Annotated in this window: 27 protein-coding genes and 1 pseudogene; 13 read left to right on the top strand and 15 right to left on the bottom strand. The window is 71.3% G+C overall.

What is annotated here, in order from left to right; genetic code table 11:
• Nucleotides 1–6: 6 nt before the first annotated feature.
• The 5 genes from OHA68_RS37885 to OHA68_RS37865 are packed head-to-tail and all read right to left on the bottom strand — an operon-like array spanning nt 7 to nt 4,033.
• The gene (locus OHA68_RS37885; protein WP_327104557.1) at nt 7–546 is read right to left on the bottom strand and encodes a TrmH family RNA methyltransferase; all 540 of its coding nucleotides are present in this window, start codon (nt 544–546) and stop codon (nt 7–9) included.
• Nucleotides 543–1,133 carry a class I SAM-dependent methyltransferase gene (locus tag OHA68_RS37880; RefSeq protein WP_327104556.1) on the bottom strand — a complete coding sequence of 197 codons (591 nt, stop codon included), beginning with the start codon at nt 1,131–1,133 and terminating at the stop codon, nt 543–545. Before OHA68_RS37880 ends, OHA68_RS37885 begins: the two co-directional genes overlap by 4 nt.
• An 11-nt stretch (nt 1,134–1,144) precedes the next feature.
• Nucleotides 1,145–2,092 carry a VWA domain-containing protein gene (locus OHA68_RS37875; RefSeq protein ID WP_189140550.1) on the bottom strand — a complete coding sequence of 316 codons (948 nt, stop codon included), beginning with the start codon at nt 2,090–2,092 and terminating at the stop codon, nt 1,145–1,147.
• A complete protein-coding gene (locus OHA68_RS37870; RefSeq protein WP_327104555.1) occupies nt 2,089–3,024 on the bottom strand; it encodes a DUF58 domain-containing protein in 936 nt (311 codons plus the stop codon). The genes OHA68_RS37875 and OHA68_RS37870 overlap by 4 nt, the downstream gene beginning before the upstream one ends.
• Before the next feature lie 7 nt (nt 3,025–3,031).
• Entirely contained in the window at nt 3,032–4,033 is a 1,002-nt protein-coding gene (locus OHA68_RS37865; RefSeq protein ID WP_189140552.1) for an AAA family ATPase, read from the bottom strand.
• 55 nt (nt 4,034–4,088) lie between these two features.
• Between OHA68_RS37865 and OHA68_RS37860 the strand changes: the two genes are divergently transcribed.
• The 3 genes from OHA68_RS37860 to OHA68_RS37850 all read left to right on the top strand — a co-directional run bounded on the left by OHA68_RS37860 (nt 4,089) and on the right by OHA68_RS37850 (nt 7,640).
• On the top strand, nt 4,089–4,859 hold the full coding sequence (locus OHA68_RS37860) for a hypothetical protein (protein ID WP_327104554.1): 771 nt from the start codon (nt 4,089–4,091) through the stop codon (nt 4,857–4,859).
• A gap of 159 nt (nt 4,860–5,018) precedes the next feature.
• Nucleotides 5,019–7,124 (top strand): zinc ribbon domain-containing protein, encoded by a 2,106-nt coding sequence (locus OHA68_RS37855; protein ID WP_327104553.1) that lies wholly within the window; start codon nt 5,019–5,021, stop codon nt 7,122–7,124.
• A 285-nt stretch (nt 7,125–7,409) separates the two neighbouring features.
• Complete coding sequence (locus OHA68_RS37850) at nt 7,410–7,640, top strand: DUF2268 domain-containing putative Zn-dependent protease (RefSeq protein ID WP_327104552.1); 231 nt, start codon at nt 7,410–7,412, stop codon at nt 7,638–7,640.
• Nucleotides 7,641–7,683: 43 nt separating this feature from the next.
• Here the strand turns inward: OHA68_RS37850 and OHA68_RS37845 are convergent, their stop codons facing one another.
• Nucleotides 7,684–8,322, bottom strand: a complete 639-nt coding sequence (locus tag OHA68_RS37845) for a response regulator transcription factor (protein WP_327104551.1) — start codon at nt 8,320–8,322, stop codon at nt 7,684–7,686.
• Entirely contained in the window at nt 8,319–9,611 is a 1,293-nt protein-coding gene (locus tag OHA68_RS37840) for a sensor histidine kinase (RefSeq protein ID WP_327104550.1), read from the bottom strand. Before OHA68_RS37840 ends, OHA68_RS37845 begins: the two co-directional genes overlap by 4 nt.
• 144 nt (nt 9,612–9,755) lie before the next feature.
• On the opposite strand from OHA68_RS37840, the gene OHA68_RS37835 reads away from it, so the two are divergent.
• Together OHA68_RS37835 and OHA68_RS37830 are read left to right on the top strand one after the other, a co-directional pair.
• Nucleotides 9,756–10,319: a ClpP family protease gene (locus tag OHA68_RS37835; protein WP_327104549.1), complete on the top strand. Its 564-nt coding sequence runs from the start codon at nt 9,756–9,758 to the stop codon at nt 10,317–10,319.
• A gap of 1 nt (nt 10,320) precedes the next feature.
• Nucleotides 10,321–10,928: pseudogene (locus OHA68_RS37830) on the top strand (ATP-dependent Clp protease proteolytic subunit).
• A 117-nt stretch (nt 10,929–11,045) separates the two neighbouring features.
• Here OHA68_RS37830 and OHA68_RS37825 read toward each other — a convergent pair.
• Together OHA68_RS37825 and OHA68_RS37820 are read right to left on the bottom strand one after the other, a co-directional pair.
• Nucleotides 11,046–11,912: an LLM class flavin-dependent oxidoreductase gene (locus tag OHA68_RS37825; protein ID WP_327104548.1), complete on the bottom strand. Its 867-nt coding sequence runs from the start codon at nt 11,910–11,912 to the stop codon at nt 11,046–11,048.
• Nucleotides 11,913–12,236: 324 nt separating this feature from the next.
• Nucleotides 12,237–13,052, bottom strand: coding sequence for an ABC transporter permease (locus tag OHA68_RS37820; RefSeq protein ID WP_327104547.1), 816 nt, complete (start codon nt 13,050–13,052; stop codon nt 12,237–12,239).
• Between the two features lie 245 nt (nt 13,053–13,297).
• Here OHA68_RS37820 and OHA68_RS37815 point away from each other — a divergent pair, with 245 nt between their 5' ends.
• On the top strand, nt 13,298–14,530 hold the full coding sequence (locus OHA68_RS37815; RefSeq protein ID WP_327103042.1) for an IS110 family RNA-guided transposase: 1,233 nt from the start codon (nt 13,298–13,300) through the stop codon (nt 14,528–14,530).
• A 238-nt stretch (nt 14,531–14,768) separates the two neighbouring features.
• Here the strand turns inward: OHA68_RS37815 and OHA68_RS37810 are convergent, their stop codons facing one another.
• Nucleotides 14,769–15,755 carry an ATP-binding cassette domain-containing protein gene (locus tag OHA68_RS37810; RefSeq protein ID WP_327104546.1) on the bottom strand — a complete coding sequence of 329 codons (987 nt, stop codon included), beginning with the start codon at nt 15,753–15,755 and terminating at the stop codon, nt 14,769–14,771.
• Nucleotides 15,756–15,799: 44 nt separating this feature from the next.
• Between OHA68_RS37810 and OHA68_RS37805 the strand changes: the two genes are divergently transcribed.
• The 3 genes from OHA68_RS37805 (at nt 15,800) to OHA68_RS37795 (ending at nt 17,064) form a co-directional block, all read left to right on the top strand.
• A complete protein-coding gene (locus tag OHA68_RS37805; RefSeq protein ID WP_327104545.1) occupies nt 15,800–16,000 on the top strand; it encodes a hypothetical protein in 201 nt (66 codons plus the stop codon).
• On the top strand, nt 15,952–16,224 hold the full coding sequence (locus tag OHA68_RS37800) for a TetR/AcrR family transcriptional regulator C-terminal domain-containing protein (RefSeq protein WP_327104544.1): 273 nt from the start codon (nt 15,952–15,954) through the stop codon (nt 16,222–16,224). Before OHA68_RS37805 ends, OHA68_RS37800 begins: the two co-directional genes overlap by 49 nt.
• A gap of 78 nt (nt 16,225–16,302) precedes the next feature.
• Nucleotides 16,303–17,064: a sulfite exporter TauE/SafE family protein gene (locus tag OHA68_RS37795; RefSeq protein WP_327104543.1), complete on the top strand. Its 762-nt coding sequence runs from the start codon at nt 16,303–16,305 to the stop codon at nt 17,062–17,064.
• Nucleotides 17,065–17,165: 101 nt separating this feature from the next.
• Here the strand turns inward: OHA68_RS37795 and OHA68_RS37790 are convergent, their stop codons facing one another.
• Nucleotides 17,166–18,308 (bottom strand): MFS transporter, encoded by a 1,143-nt coding sequence (locus tag OHA68_RS37790; protein WP_327104542.1) that lies wholly within the window; start codon nt 18,306–18,308, stop codon nt 17,166–17,168.
• Nucleotides 18,305–19,066 (bottom strand): DeoR/GlpR family DNA-binding transcription regulator, encoded by a 762-nt coding sequence (locus OHA68_RS37785; protein WP_327104541.1) that lies wholly within the window; start codon nt 19,064–19,066, stop codon nt 18,305–18,307. The genes OHA68_RS37790 and OHA68_RS37785 overlap by 4 nt, the downstream gene beginning before the upstream one ends.
• 43 nt (nt 19,067–19,109) lie before the next feature.
• Here OHA68_RS37785 and OHA68_RS37780 point away from each other — a divergent pair, with 43 nt between their 5' ends.
• Genes OHA68_RS37780 through OHA68_RS37770 form a run of 3 tightly spaced genes read left to right on the top strand, consistent with a single transcriptional unit; the run spans nt 19,110 to nt 21,077 of the window.
• The gene (locus OHA68_RS37780; protein WP_327104540.1) at nt 19,110–20,081 is read left to right on the top strand and encodes a helix-turn-helix transcriptional regulator; all 972 of its coding nucleotides are present in this window, start codon (nt 19,110–19,112) and stop codon (nt 20,079–20,081) included.
• 51 nt (nt 20,082–20,132) lie between these two features.
• A complete protein-coding gene (locus OHA68_RS37775; protein WP_327104539.1) occupies nt 20,133–20,861 on the top strand; it encodes an alpha/beta fold hydrolase in 729 nt (242 codons plus the stop codon).
• Between the two features lie 3 nt (nt 20,862–20,864).
• Complete coding sequence (locus OHA68_RS37770; RefSeq protein ID WP_189140566.1) at nt 20,865–21,077, top strand: hypothetical protein; 213 nt, start codon at nt 20,865–20,867, stop codon at nt 21,075–21,077.
• On the opposite strand, the gene OHA68_RS37765 is transcribed toward OHA68_RS37770, so the two are convergent.
• Nucleotides 21,074–21,493 carry an SRPBCC domain-containing protein gene (locus OHA68_RS37765; RefSeq protein ID WP_327104538.1) on the bottom strand — a complete coding sequence of 140 codons (420 nt, stop codon included), beginning with the start codon at nt 21,491–21,493 and terminating at the stop codon, nt 21,074–21,076. The two genes, OHA68_RS37770 and OHA68_RS37765, sit on opposite strands and share 4 nt — an antisense overlap.
• The gene (locus tag OHA68_RS37760) at nt 21,490–21,819 is read right to left on the bottom strand and encodes an ArsR/SmtB family transcription factor (RefSeq protein WP_327104537.1); all 330 of its coding nucleotides are present in this window, start codon (nt 21,817–21,819) and stop codon (nt 21,490–21,492) included. The genes OHA68_RS37765 and OHA68_RS37760 overlap by 4 nt, the downstream gene beginning before the upstream one ends.
• 86 nt (nt 21,820–21,905) lie before the next feature.
• Between OHA68_RS37760 and OHA68_RS37755 the strand changes: the two genes are divergently transcribed.
• Complete coding sequence (locus tag OHA68_RS37755; protein WP_327104536.1) at nt 21,906–22,247, top strand: VOC family protein; 342 nt, start codon at nt 21,906–21,908, stop codon at nt 22,245–22,247.
• Here OHA68_RS37755 and OHA68_RS37750 read toward each other — a convergent pair whose 3' ends face one another.
• On the bottom strand, nt 22,248–23,126 hold the full coding sequence (locus OHA68_RS37750) for an SCO6745 family protein (RefSeq protein ID WP_327104535.1): 879 nt from the start codon (nt 23,124–23,126) through the stop codon (nt 22,248–22,250).
• Between the last annotated feature and the right edge of the window lies 1 nt (nt 23,127).

The raw sequence follows: 23,127 nt of genomic DNA, 5'->3' as shown, positions 1-23,127 counted from the left end.
ATGAGGTTACGAATCAGGGAGATTCTGCCACTCCTGACGGCGGGCCTCGGCCAGCGCGATGGCCGCGGCCACCGAGACGTTGAACGAGCCGACCCGCCCGACCTGCGGGATGTAGCAGACGCCGTCGGAGGCGTCCAGCAGGGCGGGGGAGCAGCCGTGGTCCTCGCTGCCGACCACCAGGCACACGTCGCGGGCCAGGTCGGCCTTGTGCAGCGGGAGGGCGTCGGAGGTGAGCTCGATGGCCAGCACCGTGTAGCCGTCGTCCCTGGCCGCCTTGACGGCCTCGGTGGCGGGCATCGCTTCGTGCCAGGTGACCAGGCGTTCGGTGCCGAGCGCGGTCTTGCCCGCCTTCGGGTTGGTCGGCGGGGTCGCGTTGCCGGCCAGCCAGATCGTGTCGACGCCGAACGCGGCGGCGCTACGGAAGATCGAGCCGACGTTGAACGGGCCGGTGACCGACTCCAGGATCAGCGCGAGCCGGTTTCCGGTGCTTCGGCGCCAGGTCCGGTTGAGCCGCTTGACGTCGGTGGGGCGCAGTTGCCTTCTCATCGGTGCACCTTCAGGATTCGGTAGGCGGCCCTGGAGGCCTCGCGGGAGGCCTGCCAGCCCTGCTCGCCGAGCCAGCGCTGCAGGGAGTCGGAGCCGAGGTGTTTCTGGACGACCAGGTGGGCGACGCCGTCGGGCGCCAGCCGGGTCAGCCACCTGGTGAGCATGTCGTGCAGGGCCGCCTTGCCGATGCGGATGGCGGGGTTGGACCAGATGGCCTGGAACGTGACGTCGGGGGGCATCTCATCCACATGCACCGACCGTACTTTGTAAAGGCGGGCGGCCTGAGCGTTGCGTGCGGTGAGCTCCACGCTGCGGCGGTTGACGTCCACGGCCCAGACGGTCGCCTCGGGAGCCCGCGTGGCCATGGTCAGCGCGATCGGGCCGTAGCCGCAGCCCAGGTCGAGCAGGTCGCCGTGCTGGGGCGGCGGGGGCACCGACTCCAGCAGCACGCGGGTGCCGAGGTCGACCCGCTCGGGCGAGAAGACGCCCCGGTCGGTCTCCAGCCGCAGGTGCAGGTCGGGCAGGACCAGGTCGACCGAGCCCGGCCGGCTCGTGGTCGCCGGGTCCTCGGAGAAGTAATGGGCCACGTGGGAAAACGTTACGGGATGCGCGTACCGAACAGGACCGCGGCGCCCGCGACCAGCAGGCCCAGGATGATCGCGGCCACGATGAACTGCTGGGTGATCTCCTGGTTGACCAGCTTGAACCCGAGGGAGGTGCCGATCTGCTCGTAGACGTCGCGCAGCTCGCTGCCCGACTCGGCGGTGTAGGCGCGGCCGCTGGTGCCGTCGGACAGAGCCTGCAGCGTCTGCTTGTTGACCGGTACGTTCACCGGCCGGCCGTCGATGGAGACCGTCCCTTCCTGCGTGCCGTAGGCGATCGTGCTGACCGGCACGTTCGCCTGCTGGGCCGCGTCCATCGCCTCCTTGACCGAGCGGCCGGAGGTGTTGTCGCCGTCGGACAGCAGCACGATGGCGGCCGGTGGCGGGTCGGTGACGGCGTCCCGGTCGAAGGAGCGTACCGAGTCGAGCGAGTTGAAGACCGCCTCGCCGATCGCGGTGCCGGGCCTGGTGGTCAGGTTGCCGATCGCGGTCGCCACGGCCTGGTGGTCGGTGGTGGGGGAGACGACCACGTTGGCGGAGCGGGCGAAGGAGACGACGCCGACGTTGAACCGGTCCGGCAGCTCCTGGACGAACGCCTGGGCGGCGGACTTGGCGGCGCTGATGCGGTCGGGGTCGACGTCGGCCGCGTCCATGGACAGCGACACGTCGAGGGCGATCATGATGGTGGCCCGGTCGCGCGGCACGCGTACCTCGTCGGCGGGTCTGGCGGCGCCGACGACCAGCAGCGACATCATGAGCAGGAACAGGATCGGCGGCACGTGCCGCCGCCAGCCGGGGCCGGCCGGGGCGACGAGGTTGAGCAGGGCCAGGTTGGTGAAGCGCACGGTGTAGCGGCGCCGCGCGAACTGCGCCGCGACGTATCCGGCCACGAGCAGCGCCACCAGGGCGAACAGCCAGAGCCAGAGCGGCGACAGAAAAGTCAAGGGGTCACCTTCCGGTGTGCCAGGTGGCGCGTGCGCCGCTGGCGCAGGACGAACTGCGCGATGTCGAACACCCAGTCCCGGTCCGTGCGGAGCACGAGGTGGGCCACGCCGGCGCGGCGGAGGGCGATCCGGGTGCCCTCCCGCTGCAGGGCGGCGGCCTCGGCGTACGCGTGGCGGATTTTGGGTGAAAGGTGCACTTCGCGTACTTTCCCGGTCTCGGGGTCGGCGAACGCGACGCGGCCCACGTCCGGCAGCTCCAGCTCGCGCGGGTCGATCACCTCCACCGCCAGCACCTGATGCCGGGCGGCCAGCCGCCTGATCGGCCGCTCCCACGGGCGCTCCGCCTCCGGGTCCAGGCTCGGCTCCGCGTCGAGGAAGTCCGACACCACCACCCGCATGCCCCGCCGCCTGCGGGAGGCCGCCAGCACGTCGATGCCCTCGGCCAGGTCAGGAGGGTCGGGCACCACCTGACCGCGCGGCGCGTCCATCAGCGAGTGCAGCAGCCCGTACAGCGCGGACCTGCCGGTGCGGGCCGGCATGCGGTGCACGAACTCGTCGTGCAGCACCAGCGCCCCGAACCGGTCGCCCAGCCTGCTGGCCAGGAAACCGATCGCGCCGACCGCGGCCACCACCAGGTCCCGCTTGTCGGTGTCGGCGGTGCCGAAGTCCATGCTGGGCGACAGGTCGGCCAGCGCCCACGTCTCCAGCTCGCGGTCGGCGACCAGGTCCCGTACGTGCGGCACGGTCGTGCGCGCGGTGACCGCCCAGTCCATGCGGCGCACGTCGTCCTCGCCCGGCACGTAGACGCGGCTGTCGCCGGCCTCGCTGCCGGTGCCGGGCAGCAGGCCCTGGTGCGCGCCGTGCAGCAGGCCGTCCAGCCGTCTGGTCACCGTGAGCTCCAGCCGGCGCAGCGCCTGCTCGGCGGTATTCATAGGTCGCTCACCGGTTCTGGTTCCAGACGACGAGGGGCGGGGGCACGGCGTGCAGGATCTGCTTGACGACCTGTTCGGGGTCGACGCCGTCGGCCAGCGCGTCGAAGGTGAGCATCAGGCGGTGCGCCATCACGTCCACGGCCACGTCGCGCACGTCGTCGGGCAGCAGGTAGTCGCGGCCGCGCAGCACGGCCAGCGCGCGCCCGGCCGCGACCAGGCCCAGGGTGGCGCGCGGGCTGACGCCGATCTCGATGGTGTCGGTCAGGTCGGCCAGGCCGTACTCGGCGGGGGCGCGGGTGGACATGACCAGGCGGACCACGTAGTCGGCGACGAGCTGGTGCACCGAGACCTGTTCGGCCGCCTCCTGCAGCGCCATCAGCTGCTGCGGGTCGAGCACCCGCGCGGGCGTGGGCGGGGTGACGCTCATCCGGTGCAGGATCTCCAGCTCCTCGTGCGCGCTCGGATGCGGCACCCGGACCCGGAACAGGAACCGGTCGCGCTGCACCTCCGGCAGAGGGTAGACGCCTTCGGACTCGATCGGGTTCTGGGTGGCCAGCACGATGAACGGCCTGGGCAGCGGATGGGTGACGCCCGCGAGCGTGACCTGACGCTCGGCCATGACCTCCAGGAGGGCCGACTGCACCTTGGCCGGCGCCCGGTTGATCTCGTCGGCGAGCAGGAAGTTGACGAACACCGGCCCCAGTTCGACGTCGAACTTCTCGGTGGAGGGGTGGAACACGCGGGTGCCGACGATGTCGCTGGGCACCAGGTCGGGGGTGAACTGGATGCGGGCGAACGTGCCGCCCACGACCGTGGCCAAGGTGGCGGCGGCCAGCGTCTTGGCCACACCGGGCACCCCCTCCAGCAGGCAGTGGCCGCGCGCCAGCAGGGCCACGGCCAATCGCTCGACCATGTGGTCCTGCCCCACGATGACACGCCGTACCTCGTCGAGGGTTTGACGCAGCAGGGCCGCGTCCGTTCCGCCTGGCTGCTCTTCGGCGACGCTCATGACGCTATTCCACCAAACGTGCCGCAAACGTGCACGACGCCACGTCTGTGCTTTCATGGCAGATGTGGCCAGTCCGCTGCAGTACGGTGATCCGCCACGGCTGGGGCCGTTCGTGGTGCAGGCCCGCCTGCACTCGGCCCCGGCGGGGTTCGTCTATCTCGGGCAGGCGTCCGACGGGCGTGCGGTCTCGCTGGCCGTACTCACGCGAGGGGCGGCGATCGACGCGGCCGCCCGCGAGAGATTCGTGACCGCGCTGCAGGAGGCCGCGCCGTCGGGGGACCGGTCGGGCGTGCGGAGCTGGCTCGGGCTGGGCTCGAAGGGGCGCGCGACCGTCACCGAGGACGCGCCGCCGGTGCTCGACATGAACACCGGGCACGCGCCGTGGGTGGCGGTCGCGTACGTGCCGGGCAAGCCGGGGGCCGAGCGGTTCTTGGAGCCGGTGATGGTCGGCGGGACGCTCATCGGCGTCGCGCACGGCCCCGACTTCGTCCCCTACTGGCTGACCGACCGGACGCCCGCGCTGGCCGCGCCGGTGCGCCGCAGGCCGCTCACCGAGACGCGGCGGCGGGTGCTGATCGCCGTGGCCGTGCTCCTGGCGCTGCTGGTGCTCCTGGTGACGATCGTGCTGCTGATGCTGCTGGGCAGGTCCGGCGGCGATCCGATGCCGAGGCAGCTGCCGCCGACGGTGTTCCTGCCGACGCCGCCGCCCGTCCCCTCCACGCCCTACCCGCAGGAGCCGTCGCCGTCCCCGTCGGCCCCGCGCAGTGGCGAGCCGACGCCCGGACGCTCGCCGGGGGACGAGCCGCCGCAGGAGCCGCAATTGTGAGTTGAGCCTCACGTGACGTGAGGGTCAAGACTGTGCTGCATGTCCGCTATGTGTAGCTGTGTTTCGGCTATGATCCGTGGGTGTCGGGAACGTCACGCTAAGCTATAGCCGGCCCGACGGGCTGAGGTCATGGGGCGGACGCGGGTCAGGTGGATGCCGATGGGTGAGGTGGTGTCCACCGCGACGTGCCGGACCTTTCGGGCCGTGCTGGAAGCCACGGGTGAGGTGGTCGGTGCGCGGGTGCTGGCCGAGCGGGTGAGCTGGCTGGCCGCTTTGGTGCGGCAGATGGCGGCCGGGGTGGTGGCGGAGCGCTGGAATCGGGCGGATCTGGACCGGTTGGATGCGGGTGTCGGGCTGGACGGCCGGGCTCTGCCCGCCAAGGGGTGGATGGCGGTGCGCCGTCTCGGTTGGGGGGCGGGTGCTCCGGTGGGGGTGTATGTCTCTGATCGGGTGCGCCGGTGCGCCGAGGAGGAGGCCACCCGGGCGTTGCGGCTGGCGTTGCATCGCCGCTCGATCCTGGCGGCGATCACCGCGACCTGGCCGGCCGATCCCGGCCGGCGCACCGACGCCGAGTGGACGGCGCTGCGCGCGGCGCTGAAGGAGGCGGGTGGCGGGGTGTCGTCCGCGCTGATCCGTAACCGGACCCGGCAGCTACGCGCCTACCTCGACGACCACGCGCTCTCCCCCGCCGACCTGACCCGCCAGGACGGTCAAGCCGATCAGGTGCGCCGGGTGGATGTGGTGGAGGTGGAAGGGCCACCGATGGTGGCCGCGCAGGTGCTGCTGGCAGCCGCCGACCGGCAACTCATCACCCTGGAACGCATCGGCGCCTCCGACGCGCGGCTGCGTGTCCAGCTTCCGCTGTGTGCGCGGCCGGCCATCCGACGGGATTGGGCGTGGCATGTGCTGCTGGTCCCGCTGCCCGCGCAGATACCGGCCGATGCCAGGCTGCGCAGCCCGACCCTACGAGTGATGGACGGCCGGGTGCGGGTCGACCTGCCCTTTACGGTGACCGTGCCGTACGCCCCGGCCACCGGCCACACGGTCGCGGTCGGGTTCGACTGGGGGGTCAACACCCTGCTCACCGGCACCGTCGGACGGCTGCACAGCGGGCGGGTGGAGGGTGATGGCCGTCCGCTCATCTACGACGCCACCCCGGTCAGCGCCAAACTGCACCGGCTGCGCGGGCACCGCGAGGCGCTGGCCGCCAAACGCGACCACTACGCCAAACTCCAAACCGGCCTGCACCCCCACACCGCCCGCCACGAGCAGGTGGCCGCGCTACATGAGCGGGCCGACCGGGAGCACGCGCGGGTGTGCGCGCGGATCCGGCACCTGAACAACGCCCTGTCCTGGAGCGCCGCCCGCTGGGCCGTCGACCAAGCGGTTGCGTTGGGGGCGTCGGTCATCTACCTGGAAGACCTTGCCACCCTCGAAGCCCGCGGGCATCGACGCGGGAACGCCGCCCTGTCCGGCCAAGTCCGAGGACGCGTGGCCGACGCCATCCGCCATCTGGCCGCCAAAACCGGACTCGCGGTGGTGACGGTGCCCGCGCGAGGTACCAGCAAATACTGTCCGCGTTGCGGCGCGGGCAGCTCACCCCTGCACCACGCGCCCGCCCCTGACCGGCTCGACCAGCGCGGCTGGAAATGGGCGCACTGCCCCAGGTGCGGCCTGTCCTGCGACCGCGACCAAGCCGCCGCCGAACGGATCATCTCCCGCGGCCTGCTCGCCCAACACCACACCCACACCGACCGCACCACCGGCGTCCGCACCATCCGCACCGTCGTCGAGGGCAACCTCAGCCGCGCCCGCCGCCCCCGAAAGCCGACCAGGGCCGCCAGACGCGCCCGCCGCACCCGCACTGACCTCCACCCGCGCCCGCACACCCGACACGACCGGACCAAGACCGGCCCCACCCCCAAACGACCCACCCGCCAGCGACCCACCGAGCGACCCACCCCCGAGCGACCCACTGAGCGATCCAGCACGGACAAGACTTTCAGCCAGCTGCCCGACCGGCGTCTGGTGCCCGCCCCCACCCACCCGGTGAGACAGCGTCCGGCGGGCCAAGCACCCCAGACGGACAGCCCAACGGCCGTCCGCACAGGACTTGCACGCGATCCTCACCAACGGACCGGCTTCCACAAAGTGAAAGCCACCCCCGTACTCGCACTAGCCGAGTACGGGAGCGGCAGACACCACGCTACGCCCGCCCGAAGCCTGAATCCCTCAGGAAACCACAGAGAATCGCAGACGCTCTAGCGTCCACGGCATGAGATTCGTCGTTCACGACACCGTTGCCGCCATGGGCCGCGTTGCTGCGGCAGCCGCTGGATCGGCGGCCCGACGGGCTCCGGGAGCTGCTCGCGCCGATCCGCTCCGCCATCCCGATGCCGGGAGACATCGTCGGCATCCACCACCAGGGCGGCGGCTTCCGCGTCGACGCCGACGACCCGCGCTACCTCGACGCCGTCCAGCGGCTGGCCGACACCGATGTGCTCGGGCAGGTCGAACGGGAGCTGGCCCGCGCCGCAGAGGCTCTGCCACTTGAAGCAAGCCGAGACGCTGCAGGACTTCGAGCTGGCGGGCATGCAGCATACGTCCGCGTACGTGCTGGGGGACAGTGCCATGCGGCTGTTCGGGCAGGAGCCGCGCGGCATTCCGGATATGTCGGGGTATGCGGTGGGGTTGCGCCTGGTGGATGAGCATCTCGCGGCCACCGGCATGACGGTGGCACAGGCCACGGGGCTGCCGGTCGCCGAGCTGCTGCGGAGGTAGTCGCGGGGTCAGGGCATGTCGTACGTGGGTTTGTTGGGCGGGGTCAGCGGGGTGAGACGAAGCCGGACTCGTAGGCGGCGATGACCGCCTGGGTGCGGTCGCGGGCGCCCAACTTGGTGAGCACGTTCCCGACGTGCGTCTTGACGGTCTCCGGGCTGACCACCAGCTCGGCGGCGATCTCGCCGTTGGACAGTCCCTTGGTCATCAGGAGCAGCACGTCACCCTCGCGGCCGGTCAGCCGGCCGATGCCGGGCACCTCGGCGACGGGCCGGCGGCCGGCGAGCGTGCGGATCGCGGCGGGGAACAGGAGCGACTCGCCGGAGGCCACCAGCTTGATGGCCCGCACCAGCTCGTCCGGGCGGGTGCGCTTGAGCAGGAACCCGTCGGCGCCCGCCCGGAGCGCGTCATAGACGTAGTCGTCGTTCTCGAACGTGGTCACCACCAGCACCTTCGGCGGCTCCTGCAGCTCCATGAGCCGGCTGGTGGCCTGGATGCCGTCGACGGCCGGCATCCGTACGTCCATCAGCACCACGTCGGGCCGCTCGCGGCGCACCACCGGCAGCACCGCCGCGCCGTCAGCGGCCTCGCCGACCACGCTCAGGCCGGGCTCGGAGTCGATGATGATACGCAGACCGGTGCGGATGAGGTCCTCGTCGTCGGCGACCACGACCCTGATTGTCATGACAGTGACCGTAGCGGCAAGCGCACCGACACCCTCCAGCCGCCCTCCTCCGGGCCGGCGTCCAACTCACCGCGCAGCAGCCGCACCCGTTCGGCCATCCCGGTGACCCCCCTGCCGCCCCTGCGCCCGCCGCTCCCGTGTCCGGCACTGTCTCTGGCGGAATGCCCGCCGCTGTCTCCGCCGAGGTGTCCGGCGCTGTCTCCGACAGCGTGACCGTCGTTGGGTCCGATGCCGTCGCCTGTCGCGTTGGTGACCTGGAGGTCCAGTACGTCCTCTCGTACGCTGGCCGCCAGATTCACCGGACCTTGACCGTGTTTGATCGCGTTGGTGAGTGCCTCCTGGACGATGCGGTAGGCCTCCCTGGAGATCACGGCGGGGACGCCGGACAGGTCGCCCACCTCCCGCCGCACTTCGGCGCCCGAGGCGGCCACGAGCGCGTCGAGATCGGCGAGCGTCGCCTGCGGGTCACGGTCTTCGCCCTCGCGTAGGACGCCCAGGACGTGGTCGAGGTCCTCCAGGGCGGCGCGGGCCGACTGCTCGATCGCCGCCAGCGCGGTTCTGGCGGTGGCCGGGTCGCGGTCGAGGACCCTGCTCGCGGCGGCGGCCTGCAGGGTGACGACGCTGAGCGCGTGGCCCACCGAGTCGTGCAACTCCCGTGCCAGCCGGTTGCGCTCGGCCAGGGTGCGGGCGTGCTCCTCGGCGGTGGCGAGCCGTTCGGCGGGGGTGGGGCCGAGCAGGACGGGGGCCAGCCTGGCCAGCAGCGCCCCCGCCCCGGCCACCACCAGGACCAGCAGCGCGAGCACCCCCAGCCCGAGCAGCGCCCAGCCGACCCCGGGCCAGCCGGTCTCCACCGCGAAGCCCAGCACCTTGGTCGACAGGGTGACGAACGGCAGCGCGAGGGTGAACAGGGTGAACGGCACGACCGCCAGCGTGAACCCGCTGACCAGGCCACCGATGCCCAGGTGCAGGGTGAACCAGGCGGCCGTGCGCCGCCGCTCCTGCCATGACCGGCGACTGTACGCCGGACCCGGCGCGAACTCGACACGGGCGCCCAGCAGTCCCTGGGCGGCGTTCACCTCCAGCGAGCGCACGGGCAGGAACAGCCCGGTGAGCGCGACCACGGGCAGCACCGCGCCGAAGACGCCGATCTCCACGGGCAGCAGCAGGTCGGCCGATTCGCCCCGCGCCAGCCCGGAGATGAGGACCCCCGCCATCATGTACGGCATCAACAGGGCCCCGCCCAGGATCAGGCATGCCCAGCGCCGGGTCAGCAAGCGGTTCCATCTCACAGTGGTGATTGTATGTCGACCTTTATTCGCTCACGGATGAATGCGCCTGGAGAGAAATGCGCCCCCAGCGAAAAGATTCCGTTGTTCGCGACGTCCGGGGTTAGCGTCTTCGGTGTAAATGATTTCCGCGGAAAGGCGATGCCCATGACGGAGACTCAGCGCTCGCAGTGGCCTGACCAGCTCAGCCAGCGTCTGCTGCAGCAGCGCATCCTCGTTCTCGGCCAGGAGGTCGACGACGACATTTGTAACAAGCTGTGCGGCGAGTTGCTTTTGCTGGCGGCAGAGGATTCCAAGGCGGACATAACCCTTTACATCAATTCGCCGGGCGGATCCGTGTCCGCCGGCATGGCGCTGTACGACATGATGCAGTTCATTCCCTGCGACGTGGCGACGGTCGCGATGGGCTTCGCCGCGTCCATGGGCCAGTTCCTGCTCTGCGCCGGCGCTCCCGGCAAGCGCTACGCCCTGCCCAACGCCCGGGTCGTGATGCACCAGCCGCTCGGTGGCATCGGCGGCTCGGCCACCGACATCCAGATCCAGGCCGAGAACCTCCTCCACACCAAGCGCCGGATGGCCGAGATCATCGCCCACCACACCGGCCAGCCTCTGGAGCGCATCCAGGCCGACTCCGACCGGGACCGCTGGTTCACCGCCCAGGAGGCGCTGGAGTACGGCTTCGTCGACCACCTCGCCGAAAGGATGAACTGACATGAGCGGACGCTACGTGCTGCCCTCCTTCACCGAACGCACGTCCTACGGCAGACCCCCTACAACAAGCTCTTCGAGGACCGGGTCATCTTCATCGGCACCCCCATCGACGACACCTCCGCCAACGACGTGATGGCGCAATTGCTCACCCTGGAGTCGATCGACCCCGACCAGGACATCAACCTCTACATCAACTCGCCTGGCGGCTCGTTCACCGCGATGACGGCCATCTACGACACGATGCAGTTCGTCCGGCCGGAGATCCACACCGTCTGCATCGGCGAAGCGGCCTCGGCGGCGGCGGTCCTGCTGGCGGCGGGCACCCCCGGCAAGCGCGCCGCCCTGCCCCACGCCCGCGTCCTCCTCCACCAGCCCGCCACGGAAGGCGGCCGCGGCCAGTCCAGCGACATGGAGATCCACGCCAGAGAGATCCTCCGCATGCGCGACCAGCAGGAGGAGATCCTGGCCCGGCACACCGGCCGCACACCACTGGAGATCCGCAAGGACATCGAACGAGACCGCATCTTCACGGCGGAGCAGGCCCGCACCTACCACCTGATCGACGACATCTACGCCTCCAGGAAGCGCACCTTAGCCTCCACCCACTGACCCACCGGGCCCCGCGGGCCCCCGGACGCCCTGAGGGCCGAAATGCTGAGTCATCCCGCCCTGTTTGCGGACTGTACAAGAGAGATGTCCCTGTTCGAGGGGGCCGTCCTGCTCTGCCTACGGACTGCGCAAGAGGCCTGTCTGGATCGATGCGCCGATGAGCTCGTCGGTGACCCATCGCGCGACGTCGGCGGGGTAGGGCGCTGACAGGCCGAGGACGATGTGGCGGAAGCCGGCGTCGAGCGCTTCGCCGATCGCGGCCCGTGTGGTGCCGGGGTGGTCGTAAGAGACGGGCAGGAGGATCGAGCGGGTGATCGAGGCGGGGTCGCGGCCGATCTCGGCGCAGTGGCGGTCCAGCAGTGCGCTGCGCTCGGCGGCGTCGTCGATGTCGCCGCCCGGGATGTTCCACCTGTCGGCGTGCTCGGCGGCCACGCGCAGCGTCGCGGCGGAGCGTCCGCCGATGAGGATCGGAGGGTGCGGGCGCTGGACGGGTTTGGGGTTGCCGAACGCTCCGGTGAGGTGGTGGTAGGTGCCGTGGAGGTCGAACGGCTTCTCCTCGGTCCACAACCGCCGGATCACCGTGCACGCTTCGGCCAGGCTCCCCACGGCGTGCGCGAAGTCGTGGAAGGGCAGGCCGTGTGCTTCGTACTCGCGCCGAGCCAGCGGGTGGTCGGGTCGTGAGCCGGCGCCGATGCCGAACTCGAGGCGTCCGCCGGAGACGATGTCGACGGTCGTGGCGATCTTGGCCAGCATCGCGGGCGGACGGAGTCGGTTACTGGTCACCATCACGCCGAGCCGCAGTCGCCGGGTGTGGGCGGCCAGGGCCGAGAGCAGCGTCCAGCCTTCGTAGGCCGGTCCGCCCGGGTCGCCGCCGATCGGCATGAGGTGATCGAACAACCACGCGTGCTCGATCTCCGGGATGGTGTCCGCCTCACGCCAGACCCGCAGGATGTCGTGGTAGTCGACCTGCGAGGGGGCGGTCATGATGCCGAAACTGGGCCGAGGGCTGTGTGACATCGAGCGGTTGGTCCTTTCAACGCCGGCGGCCACCGCCGATGGGGGCGCACTACCGGAGTCCTGGGTGGAGCTTGCTTCCGCAAGCGGGCGTCGCATGGTCGCCGCACTCTGCTTCGGGATCATAAGCAATCGGAACGGCGTTCCGTTAAATATACGGAGCGACGTTCCGGATGGCAAGAAGAGAGGTCGGCGCGCGGAGCGACAGCGACAAGCTGAGTCCAGGCGGTCAGGCGGTCAGGTGGGGGCGCGGCGGGTGGGGGCGCGGCGGGTGGGGGTGGGGGTGGGGGTTCCTTATGTCGTGGTGCGGCGGCGGAAGAGGAAGGCGGCGATCGGCATGCTGATCACTACGCCGGCCGTGAGCCAGGCCGCGGACAGCCGGCCGGCGTCGCCCATCGGCCGGTCGAGCAGGAGGGCTCGGAGTGTCTCCACCATGGGGGTGGTCGGCTGGTGCTCGGCGAAGCCGCGCAGGAGCGGCGGCATGGTCTCCGCCGGGACGACGCCGTCGGACAGGTACGGGAAGAAGATGACGGCGAAGCTGAAGGCGCCCGCCGCCTGGGGTGAGCTGACGAGCAGGCCCCACAGCATCGCGAGGGCGGACACCGCGAGGATGTAGCCGGAGATGAGCGCCAGGACGAGGGCCCAGTCGGTGGCGGTGGCGTCGGGGCGGAAGCCCAGCAGGACGGCCGCGGTCAGGGCGAACCCGGTCGTGACCACGTTGCGGACCAGTGAGGCGATGACGTGGCTGGCGGGAAGGGCCCAGCCGCTGATGGGCAGGGTACGGAAACGGTCGATCATGCCTCCGGTCATCTCTTCAGCGATGTTGACGGCGGACAGCGCGGCACCGTAGCCGCCGGCCATGAGCAGGACGGCGGGGACGACGAAGTCGATGTAGGCCAGGCCGCTGGATCCGGTGGTGATCGCGCCGCCGAAGACGTACACAAAAATGATCATGATGAGGATCGGCAGGGCGATGTTCACCAGGAGGGCGTCGAGCGTGCGGGCCTCGTGGCGCAGGGTGCGGGTGACGAGGCGGCGCAGGTCGGCGAGGGTCGTCGCCACGGAGGGGGCGCGGTCCGGCCGGCCGGGCGCTGTGGTGGTGGTGGTCACTGGTGCACCTTCTTCTTGCGAGCGCTGAAAGAGTGCTTGTGGTTGGATGCCGGTGAGAGCCGGGGTGACGGCCTGGTGGTGGTGGCTCGTTGAGGGCCCGCATGACACTGCCGCCCCCGGCTCTTTCGGGTCTGTTGACCGGCAACAGAGGGACGCGCCGTAGAGCGCCGGTCAGTGACCGCCCGGAGAGCAGTCCCGTCACCGGCATCACGCTGTGGATTGTGTCGAGCTGCGTGAGGAGCCTTGTGGCACTGCAAGATTGCGTCTACTACGTCGGGATCGACTGGGGTTCGGCCGAGCATGCGGTGTGCGTGCTGGATGAGGCGGGCCGGGTGAAGACCCGGTTCACCATCGCTCACACCGCCGCCGGATTCGCCGACCTGGCCCGCAGGCTGGGCAGGCTCGGTGAGGCCGAGCAACTGCCGATCGGGATCGAGCGTCCCGACGGCCGCCTGGTCGATGTGCTGCTGGAGGCCGGGCATCCCGTGGTCCCGGTGAAGTCGAACGCGATCAAGGCCTGGCGAGATGCCGAGGTGTTGTCCGGGGCCAAGTCCGACGCCGGAGACGCCCACGTCATCGCCGAATACCTGCGGTTGCGCCAGCACAAGCTGACCCCGGCCCGGCCGTTTTCCGGGCAGACCAAGGCGCTGCGCACCGTGGTACGCACCCGCGATGACATCATCAAGCTGCGCGTAATGGCCACCAACATGCTGTCGGCGCTGCTGGATGCGTTCTGGCCCGGTGCCAAAGAGATCTTCGCCGATGTTGAGTCGCCCATCGCGCTGGCGTTCCTGACCGCCTACCCCACTCCGGTGAGCGCTGCTCGGCTGGGTGAAAAGCGGATCGCGTCGTTCTGTGCCAAGCACGGTTACTCCGGCAAACGGCCCGCCGCCCAGTTGCTGGCTCGGCTGCGGTCGGCACCACCCGGGGCCACCGGTGAGGCCGAGACCGCCGCAGGCCGGGACGCGGTACTGGCCCTGGTCACGGTCTTGACGACGCTCGGGACGGTCAAGAAGGAGCTGGACCGCTCGACCGCCACTCACCTGGCCGCCCATCCCGACGCCCAGGTCTTCACCTCGCTGCCACGCTCTGGCCTGATCAACGCCGCCCAGATACTGGCCGAGTGGGGCGATGCCCGCAGCGCCTACGACGGCCCGGACGCGGTGGCGGCCTTCGCCGGCGTCGCCCCCGTCACCAAGGCCTCCGGCCGCCACCACGCGGTCGGCTACCGGTGGGCATGCAACAAACGCCTGCGCCAGGCCATCACCACCTTCGCCGGCAACAGCCGTCACACCAGTCCATGGGCCGCCGACATCTACCAGCGAGCCCGCGCCCGCGGCAAGGACCATCCCCACGCCATCCGGATCCTGGCCCGCGCCTGGGTCCGGGTGATCTGGCGATGCTGGCTCGACGGCGTTCCCTACAACCCCACCAAACACGGGGCCGCAGCGGCATTCATGGAGCCTCAAGCGGCGTGAGGTTGACACAGGGGGTGTCATGTCGGCTCCGTTGCGGGTTTGACGGGAAGGTCTTCCAGAGCGGAGGTCATGTCGCCTCCGATTCGGGTTCGGGCGGGGAGGTGCCCCTGGGGTTGCGGTTCGGGTGGGGAGGTGTCCTCGGGTTGCGGGGTCGGGTAGGGAGGTTCCGCCCGATTCGGGCTTAGGGGGAGGGGCGGCCCTGGTCGCGGGTGGGGGCTTGGCGTCTCCGTGGAGAGCTTCAGGGCGTCGCGGGGGTCAGGGGTGGGGTGGTCGCCGTGAGTGCGAAGAAGACGTCGTCCAGGGTGGGAGTGCGCAGTTCCACTTGAGCGATCGGGATGCCCGCCCGGTGGAGGAGATCGAGGGTGTGGCGCAGGTGGTCGGGGGATTGGACGGCGAGGGTGAGTTCACGGGCGTCCGGGTCGAGGTGCGGGGCGGCGTCGCCCGGGGGCAGGGTGGCGGCGGCCCGGGGAAGGTCGTCGGCGTGGGCCAGGCGCAGGACCAGGCGTTCGGAGCCCACCTGGCGTTTGAGCGCGGCCGGGGTGTCGTCGGCGACGACCCGGCCGGTGTGGATCACCGCGATGCGGTCCGCGAGGTGGTCCGCCTCCTCCAGATACTGGGTGGTCAGCAGGATGGTGGTGCCGGCGGCGAGCAGTTCGCGGATCACCGACCACAGTTCGGCCCGGCTGCGCGGGTCGAGGCCGGTGGTGGGCTCGTCGAGGAAGAGGATTCTGGGGGCGGCGACCATGCTGGCGGCCAGGTCGAGGCGGCGGCGCATGCCCCCCGAGTAGGTGGCGGCCCGGCGGTCGGCGGCGGCGGCGAGGTCGAAGCGTTCGAGGAGCTCGGCCGCCCGCCGGCGCGCCTCGCGCCTGCCCAGGTGGTAGAGGCCGGCGAACAACTCCAGGTTCTCCCTGCCGGTGAGCAGGCCGTCGACGGTGGCCTGCTGGGCGGTCAGGCCGATGCCGCGGCGCACCGCGGCGCTCTCGCGGGTGACGTCGTGGCCGCCGACGATGGCGGTGCCGCGGTCGGGGGCGAGCAGGGTGGTCAGGATCCGTACGGTCGTCGTCTTGCCGGACCCGTTCGGCCCGAGCAGGGCCTGCAGGGTGCCCGGCGGGACGGTCAGATCCACTCCGGTGAGCACGTGGGTGCCGCCGAAGGATTTGTGCAGGCCGCGGGCGTGGATCGCGGCTCCGGAAATTGCGTGTGCCCTACTGTGTATGTCGTACATGGTTACTAAGCTATATCACGTACGCAGTCCGTGAAGGGAGTTCGATGGCACAGGAGCGAGCGTTGCCGCCCGTCGTGGCGCGCATGTGGGGGCGGGAGCCGGTGACGAGCCGGGGGCCTCGGCCACGGCTGGACCTGGCCAAGATCGTCACCGCCGCCATCGAGCTCGCCGACGCCGAGGGCCTGGCGCGGCCACCGTGCTCACCGGCTACGCGCTGTCCGACGCCACGCTCACGTACGGCATGAGCGCGGCGTCGGGCGAACCGGCCGAGGACGGGGTCGGCGGGGCGGCCGACTACGGCGAGGTGCTGGCCGAGGTGCTTGATCCGCTCAGCTACCCCGCCCTGTCGGCCGCGGTGCGCGCGGGCGGCTTCGGAGGAGCGGAGGGCTGGGTGCAGGACGCCGACTTCCTGTTCGGCCTCAATCTCCTGCTGGGCGGCATCGAGGCGCTGAACGTACGGCGTTCCTAGCGCACGGGCGGTATCGGGCGGGAAATAGGGAGGTTATAGGGTCTCTCGGGGGTTTATCGGGGGAAAACGGGGAGTCGCGTGCCGCTGGAACAGGTGCTCATGTTGCTGGTGGCGGCGGCGGGAGCGGGATGGGTGGACGCCGTCGTGGGCGGCGGCGGGCTGCTGCAACTGCCCGCGCTGATGGTGGCCGGCATCCCGCCCGTGCAGGCCATGGCGACCAACAAGTTCTCCTCCGTCTTCGGGACCGCCTCGGCCGCCGTCACCTACGCGCTGACCGCCAAGTTCGACCGGCAGGTGGCGCTGCCGGGGGCGGGGCTGGCCGTGCTCAGCGCCGGGCTCGGCGCCTCGGCCGCGGCGGCGATCTCGGCCGAGGTGCTGCGGCCGGCGGTCATGGTGATCCTGCTCGGCGTGGCCGCCTTCGTGACGCTGCGGCCGGCGCTCGGCTCGGTGGCGCATCCGCACCTGCGCACCAACACCAGGGTCACCGTCGCGGTGGTCGTCGCGGGGGTGGGCATCGCGTTCTACGACGGGATCATGGGGCCTGGTACGGGGACGTTCCTCATCATCGCGTTCACCACCATTCTCGGGCTCGACTTCGTGTCCGCGTCCGCCTCATCGAAGATCATCAACACCGGGACCAACCTGGGCGCGCTGTTCGTGTTCGGGGCGCAGGGGCACGTGCTGTGGGGGCTGGGGCTGGGCATGGCCGCGTTCAACATCGCGGGCGCGCAGCTCGGCGCGCGCATGGCCATCAGACGCGGTACGGGATTCGTACGGATCATCCTGCTGTGCGTGGTGGTGGCGATGGTGACCCGGATGGCCTGGCAGCAGTTCGGCTAGGACCCGGGTGACGGCGGCCATCGCAGGAGCCAGGTAGGGGCGCGATGAATGCGCCACCATGGTCGTACCAGGGAGCACGGCCGGGGATGGTCGGCGGAGTGCTAAGCGCGCACCCGCGTGCGCAGGGCGGTGGCGGTCAGGGCGACGAAGGCGGCCAGCAGCGCCGGGAGGGCCAGGGCGCGGGGCAGGCCGGTGAGTTCGGCGGCGGCGCCGATGAGCACCGGCCCCGACAGGAAGCCCAGATAGCCGATGCTCGCCACCCTGGCCAGCGCCCGGCCCGCGTACGCCGGGTCGCGGTGGCCGGCGGCGGAGAACACCTGGGGCACGATGCACGACAGGCCCGCGCCGAAGCAGCCGAACCCGATCACCGCCGCCACCGGATGCCCGGCCAGCAGTGACGTGCCGAGCCCGAAGGCGGCCAGCAGCCCGCAGGCCCGCACCAGCGGCACCGGGCCGAACCGCGCCGCCAGCCGGTCCCCGGCCAGCCGGCCGGCCGTCATCATGGCGGCGAAGGCGGCGTACCCGGCGGCGGCGAACCCGGCGGAGGAGCCCAGCTCGTCGCGCAAGTAGACCGAGCTCCAGTCGGCCGCCGCGCCCTCGCCCACCAGGCAGCAGAACGCGAGCACGCCGAGGAAGACGATCCCCCGGGGCAGCCCGGCCCGCTCTCCCGCCGTGGCCGGGGGCGCGGGGACCGAGCGCAGCGCCCACCGGGCCGCCCACGCGGCGAGCGCGGCGATCACCAGGCCGCCCGTCCAGAACGTCGCGGCGGGGGACAGCTCGACGTGCGCGAACACGCCGCCGAGCGTGGCGCCCGCGAACCCGCCGACGCTGAAGACGGCGTGGAACGACGACATGATCGGCCTGCCCCACGCCAGCTCCACCTCCACGGCGTTGGCGTTCATGGACACGTCCAGCACCCCGTGCACGATGCCGAAGCCGAACAGCGCCACCGCCAGCGTGAGCAGGTTCGGCGCGTACGCGGCCGGCACCAGCACCACGCCCTGGGCCAGGGCGGCGGGAAGCATGACGCGGGAGCTGCCGTAGCGGTCCACCAGGCGGCCCACCGACTGCATGCCGGCCATGGCCCCGGCGGCGATGGCCAGCAGCGCCAGGCTGAGCTGCCCGTCGCTGAGCCCGAGGTCCTGCTTGATGGCCGGGATCCGGGCCGTCCAGGTGCCGATGGCCGCCCCGGCGAGCAGGAACAGCAGGTAGACGGCGACGCGGGCCCGGCTCAGCGGCGTCACGCGAGCTCCTTGACCAGGCGGACGGTGACACCGGCGGCGAGCAGCGCGTCGTGCTGGTCGCGCGGGATGGCGTCGTCGGTCACCACCACGTCCAGCCGCGCGATGGAGCACACGGCGCCGAACGCCGTCCGGGTGAACTTGCCCGAGTCGCAGACCGCGATCACCCGGCGGGCGGCGGCGATGGCCGCCTGCTTGACCGCCACCTCGGGCAGGTCGTGCGCGGTCAGCCCGTGCTCGGACGACAGCCCGCAACAGCCGATGACCGCCGTGTCGAAGCGCAGCGCCCTGATCGAGCTCTCGGTGAGCGGGCCCATGAAGTTCAGCTCGCCGGGCCGTACCTCTCCTCCTGGCAGGACGAGCCGCACGCGTGGCGCGGACGTCAGCAGCGAGACCGCCTGCAACGCCAGCGGCAGTACGGTCAGCCGGCGCTCCAGCAGGCTCCGCGCCACCTCCAGCGCGGTGGTGCCGCCGTCGAGCACCACCGCCTCCCCGTCGGCGATCAACGCGGCCGTCTCGGCGCCGATCCGCTGCTTGGCCTCGGTCGCCTCCCGCTCGCGGATGCCGAACGGCGGCTCCTCGCCGCGCAGCAGCAGCGACAGCGCGCCGCCCCTGATCCTGCGCACGACGCCCTGCTGGGCGAGCTCGTCCAGGTCGCGCCTGATCGTCATCTCGGACACGCCGTGCTCGTCGGCCAGCTCGGCGACGGAGACGCTGTCGTTGGTGCGCAGCCTGTTCATGATGTGATGTAAACGCTCCATATGTTCATACAAACACAGATAATGTGCGCAATACAATGGCACCATGCGTGCCAGCCGCCTGCTCTCCCTCCTGCTGCTCCTGCAGACACGCGGGCGCATGACCGCGCCCGAGCTGGCCGAAGAGCTGGAGGTGTCGGTCCGGACGGTCTACCGGGACGTGGAGGCGCTGTCGTCGGCCGGCGTGCCGGTCTACGCCGACCGGGGTCCCGCGGGCGGTTACCAGTTGCTCGACGGCTACCGCACCAGGCTGAACGGCCTTACGGTGGCGGAGGCGTCGTCGCTGTTCCTGGCCGGGCTGCCGGGGCCGGCCGCCGAGCTGGGGCTCGCCGAGGTGGCGGCCAACGCCGAGCTGAAACTGCTGGCCGCGCTGCCGCCCGAGCCGCGCTCACACGCCGCGCGGATGCGCGAGCGGTTCCTGCTGGACGTGCCCGGCTGGTATCGCAGCCCCGACGACGTGCCTCATCTGAGCGAGGTGTCGGAGGCGGTGTGGGAGCGGCGGCCGCTGCTGATGACCTACCGGCGCTGGGGCAGGCAGGAGGTCGAGCGGCTGGTCCACCCGTACGGGCTGGTGCTCAAGGGCGGCTCCTGGTACATGGTCGCCGCCCCGCCGGGCGCGAGCCCGCGCACCTACCGGGTGGCCCGGATCCTCACCGTACGGACGCTGCCCGGCCACTTCGACGGGCCCGCGGAGTTCGACCTGGGGGAGTTCTGGAAGGCGTACGCGGCGGAGTTCCGCGAGCGGATGTACACCGCGACGGCGGAGATCAAGATCGCCCCCGGCATGGAGGAGCTGCTCTCCTACACCATGGGCGCCGACGTGGTGGCCACCGCGCTGGCCGCCGGAGCCGAGCCCGACGCGGAGGGCTGGCGGACCCTGACCGTGCCCGTCGAGTCCATCACCTACGCCCGCTGGCTGCTGCTGCGCATGGGCGCGAGCGTGGAGGTGCTCGGCCCGCCCGAGCTGCGCGCCCTCATGGCCGAGTCGGTCGCCGAACTGCGAAAAATGTACGGCTGAACCCGGCCTGATATGAAACGATCTCGGTGCCCGACTGGTCCTGGAGGCCAAGTGACGATCTGGTACGAACACGCGGGCTCCGGCGAGCCGGTGGTGCTGCTGGCGTCGAGCGCGGCCGACGCCGGCATGTGGGACGCGCAGTGGAAGCCGCTCGCCGAGCGCTTCCACGTGATCAGAGTGGACTACCGCGGCTTCGGCCACACGCCCTACGCGGCCTCGGAGCCGTACAGCGACTCGGGTGACGTGGCGGCGGTCCTCGCCGAGCTGGGCGTGTCGCGGGCCGCGCTGGTCGCCGCCTCCTACGGCTGTGTCGTCGCCCTGGAGCTGGCCCACCTCGCCACCCGGCTGGTGCTCATGAACCCCGGCTCCGACCTGCCCAAAACCCCGGATCTCGTGGCGTTCGCCGAGGAGGAGGACCGGTTGCTGGAGGCGGGCGACGCGCGGGCCGCCGCCGAGCTGAACGCCCGCACCTGGCTCGGCCCGGCGGCCGACGAGGAGGCCAGGCAGCGGGTGACCGCCATGCAGCAGCACGCCTTCACCATGCAGCTCGCCGCCGACCCCGAGCCGTCGCAGTTCAGGGCCGGCTACGACCTCGGCGCGATCCAGGCGCCCGCGCTGGTCGTCACCGGCCCGTACGACCTGGAGTTCTTCCGGCGGAGCGCCCGCCATGTGGCCGCCGAGCTCCCGCACGCCGAGCTGGTCGAGCTGGACTGGGCCGGTCACCTGCCCGCGCTGGAACGGCCGTCGGAGGTCACCCGGCTGCTGCTGGACTACCTTTAGACCATGACGAGCGATCTGGCGACGCTGATGCGGCAGGCTCAGGACGACGATCCGCTGCGCGCGCTGGAGGCCACCACCGCGCTGCGCCACGAGCTCGAGCGCATGGAAACGGTCCATGTGCGGCGGGCCAGGGTGGCGGGCCTGCCCTGGGCGCAGATCGCGCACGCGATCGGGGTGAGCAAGCAGGCCGTGCACAAGAAGTACGGCAAACGCTAGCTCCACTGCCCGGCGAACCAGCCGAGCACGATGTTCCAGGAGTAGCCGCTCCTGATCCGCCCGGCCACGGCCGGGGGCAGCGTGTCCAGGCCCCGGTGCTCCAGCAGCACCCGCGTGCCGCCCTCGACGGCGGTGAACGCCACCTCGATCTCCATCCGGCCGGTCGGGTTGATCAGGTCCGCCCAGACGAGGCGGTGCGGCGGCTCCCAGGCGACGATCCTGCCGGTGTCGACATGGCCGCCGTCCGACCACACCTCGCGGAGGAACCCGTCCTCGAACCGGATCCCGACCGCGCGCTCCGGGTCCACCCAGCTGTGCGGGCCGCGTACGTACCAGCGGTCGATCTCGTCGGTGAAGACGCGGAAGGCGGTGCCGGGGTCGACCGGCACGGTCACGCCGGCCTGGACCGAGCTCACTGCCGGTCACCTTCCTGGGTGGTCTCGAGGTGGTCCTTGAACGAGCCGAGCTGCTCGGCCCAGAACGCCTGCACCTGGTCCAGCCAGGCCTGCAGGGCGGTGAACGGCTCCTGCCGCAGGGAGTAGAGGCGCAGGCGGGCGTCGTCGCCACCGGCCTCCGCCCGCACCAGGCCGCCGGCCCGCAGCACGCGCAGGTGCCTGCTCAGCGCGGGCGCGCTCATCTGGACGGCCTGGGCCAGCTCGCCGGCCGGGCGCGGACCGTCCCGCAGCAGGTCGATCACCCTGCGCCGGGTGGGATCGGCCAGCGCGGCCAGCGTCGCGTCCAATTGGTTAACGTTACTGTTAATCTTTGACTGCTTTCGCTATAGTGTTAATACTTCACGATAGCGCTAATCATTGCGGAGGAACGTATATGGCCGTCGAACTCGGCTACTACACCCTGTCCGTCGGCGACCTCGACCGGGCGGCCGCCTTCTACGGCGCGCTGTTCGGCTGGGAGTTCAGGCGGGAGCACGAGACGTGCCTGCACGTCAGCAACACGGCGGTGCCCATGGGCTTCACCGCGGGCGGTTCGTCGTCGCAGCCCAACCTCTACTATCACGTGGCCGACATCGACGCCTCCGCCGAGCAGGTGCGCAAGCTCGGCGGCGCCACAGGGGAGATGCTGGACAGCAAATCCGGCCGTAGTTGTACCTGCACCGACGACCAGGGCACCGTCATCGGGCTGTGGCAACCGGCCCCTGGGTTGGCGTGATCAGTCCGGGACCTTGACGGTCGCGATGCCGAGGGTGCTGGTCATCGGCAGCAGGCCCGCCCCGAAGACGGCCCCCAGGACCGGCCCGGCGAGCTGGACCAGGCGCTGGGCCTTTTCCTCGCCCAAGGTCCGCCAGGGCGCGGCGGCCAGTTCGTCGGTCGTCCGCTCCACCTGGTCGCGCAGCTCCCGCCCGCGCTCGGTGGCCTGCCCCGAAGGGTCGACGAGGCCGCGGGCGGTCAGGCGCTCCTGAGCGGCGGCCCACTCCTGCTCGCTCCAGCCGCGCCCGGCGAAGTTCGCCACGGGGGCGGCGCCGATCGCGGCGAAGGAGACCAGCGACTCGCAGGGGTCCAGGTCGGCCGTCAGCAGTGCGGCCAGGTGGCCGTCGCCGCGGTGCTCGCGCAGCACCGTGGCGGCGTGCCAGAGCGCCAGGTGCGGCTCCTCGGGCCAGGGCAGGTCGAGGTTGGCGGCGGCGAACGGCCGCGCGGCCACGCTCACGCTCTCGGCGGCGCGCCTGGCCAGCTCGGCCGCCTCCGTCATCTCCGGGCTCGCCACCCGGTCGCCGAGCAGGGCACGGTAGGTGCGGTCGACCGCCGTCAGCCTGGTCCGCAGCACCTGGGCGGGCGAGGCGGTGTCCCACAGGCCGCGCACGTACCGGTCGATCATGCTCGGGCTGAAGCTGTAATAGGCGGCGGTGGCCGCGGTGGTGCCCACGGGCCCCAGCGGGGCGGTGCGGTAGGCGAAGTAGCTGGGCCAGCGCTCCGCCACGTCGTAGCCGAGCGCCGCGGCCTCCTCGAAGCCCTCGGGCGAGAAGTAGAACACGGCGTGGATCGGCTCAAGCTGGTGCCACATGCTGCGGGCAAGCCGGGAATCACTGGACATA

This window comes from Nonomuraea glycinis (genome assembly GCF_035920485.1).
Lineage (GTDB): Bacteria > Actinomycetota > Actinomycetes > Streptosporangiales > Streptosporangiaceae > Nonomuraea > Nonomuraea glycinis.
The sequence above is the reverse complement of the archived record's forward strand: the minus strand, read 5'-3'. Positions and strand labels throughout refer to the sequence as shown.

Excerpts from the sequence above, each read along its gene's own strand:
- OHA68_RS37885 (WP_327104557.1), bottom strand. The coding sequence starts at position 546 with ATGAGAAGGCAACTGCGCCCCACCGACGTCAAGCGGCTCAACCGGACC.
- OHA68_RS37870 (WP_327104555.1), bottom strand. The coding sequence starts at position 3,024 with ATGAATACCGCCGAGCAGGCGCTGCGCCGGCTGGAGCTCACGGTGACC.
- OHA68_RS37865 (WP_189140552.1), bottom strand. The coding sequence starts at position 4,033 with ATGAGCGTCGCCGAAGAGCAGCCAGGCGGAACGGACGCGGCCCTGCTG.
- OHA68_RS37860 (WP_327104554.1), top strand. The coding sequence starts at position 4,089 with ATGGCAGATGTGGCCAGTCCGCTGCAGTACGGTGATCCGCCACGGCTG.
- OHA68_RS37855 (WP_327104553.1), top strand. The coding sequence starts at position 5,019 with ATGGGTGAGGTGGTGTCCACCGCGACGTGCCGGACCTTTCGGGCCGTG.
- OHA68_RS37845 (WP_327104551.1), bottom strand. The coding sequence starts at position 8,322 with ATGACAATCAGGGTCGTGGTCGCCGACGACGAGGACCTCATCCGCACC.
- OHA68_RS37835 (WP_327104549.1), top strand. The coding sequence starts at position 9,756 with ATGACGGAGACTCAGCGCTCGCAGTGGCCTGACCAGCTCAGCCAGCGT.
- OHA68_RS37825 (WP_327104548.1), bottom strand. The coding sequence starts at position 11,912 with ATGACCGCCCCCTCGCAGGTCGACTACCACGACATCCTGCGGGTCTGG.
- OHA68_RS37810 (WP_327104546.1), bottom strand. The coding sequence starts at position 15,755 with ATGTACGACATACACAGTAGGGCACACGCAATTTCCGGAGCCGCGATC.
- OHA68_RS37805 (WP_327104545.1), top strand. The coding sequence starts at position 15,800 with ATGGCACAGGAGCGAGCGTTGCCGCCCGTCGTGGCGCGCATGTGGGGG.
- OHA68_RS37785 (WP_327104541.1), bottom strand. The coding sequence starts at position 19,066 with ATGGAGCGTTTACATCACATCATGAACAGGCTGCGCACCAACGACAGC.
- OHA68_RS37780 (WP_327104540.1), top strand. The coding sequence starts at position 19,110 with ATGCGTGCCAGCCGCCTGCTCTCCCTCCTGCTGCTCCTGCAGACACGC.
- OHA68_RS37770 (WP_189140566.1), top strand. The coding sequence starts at position 20,865 with ATGACGAGCGATCTGGCGACGCTGATGCGGCAGGCTCAGGACGACGAT.
- OHA68_RS37755 (WP_327104536.1), top strand. The coding sequence starts at position 21,906 with ATGGCCGTCGAACTCGGCTACTACACCCTGTCCGTCGGCGACCTCGAC.
- OHA68_RS37750 (WP_327104535.1), bottom strand. The coding sequence starts at position 23,126 with ATGTCCAGTGATTCCCGGCTTGCCCGCAGCATGTGGCACCAGCTTGAG.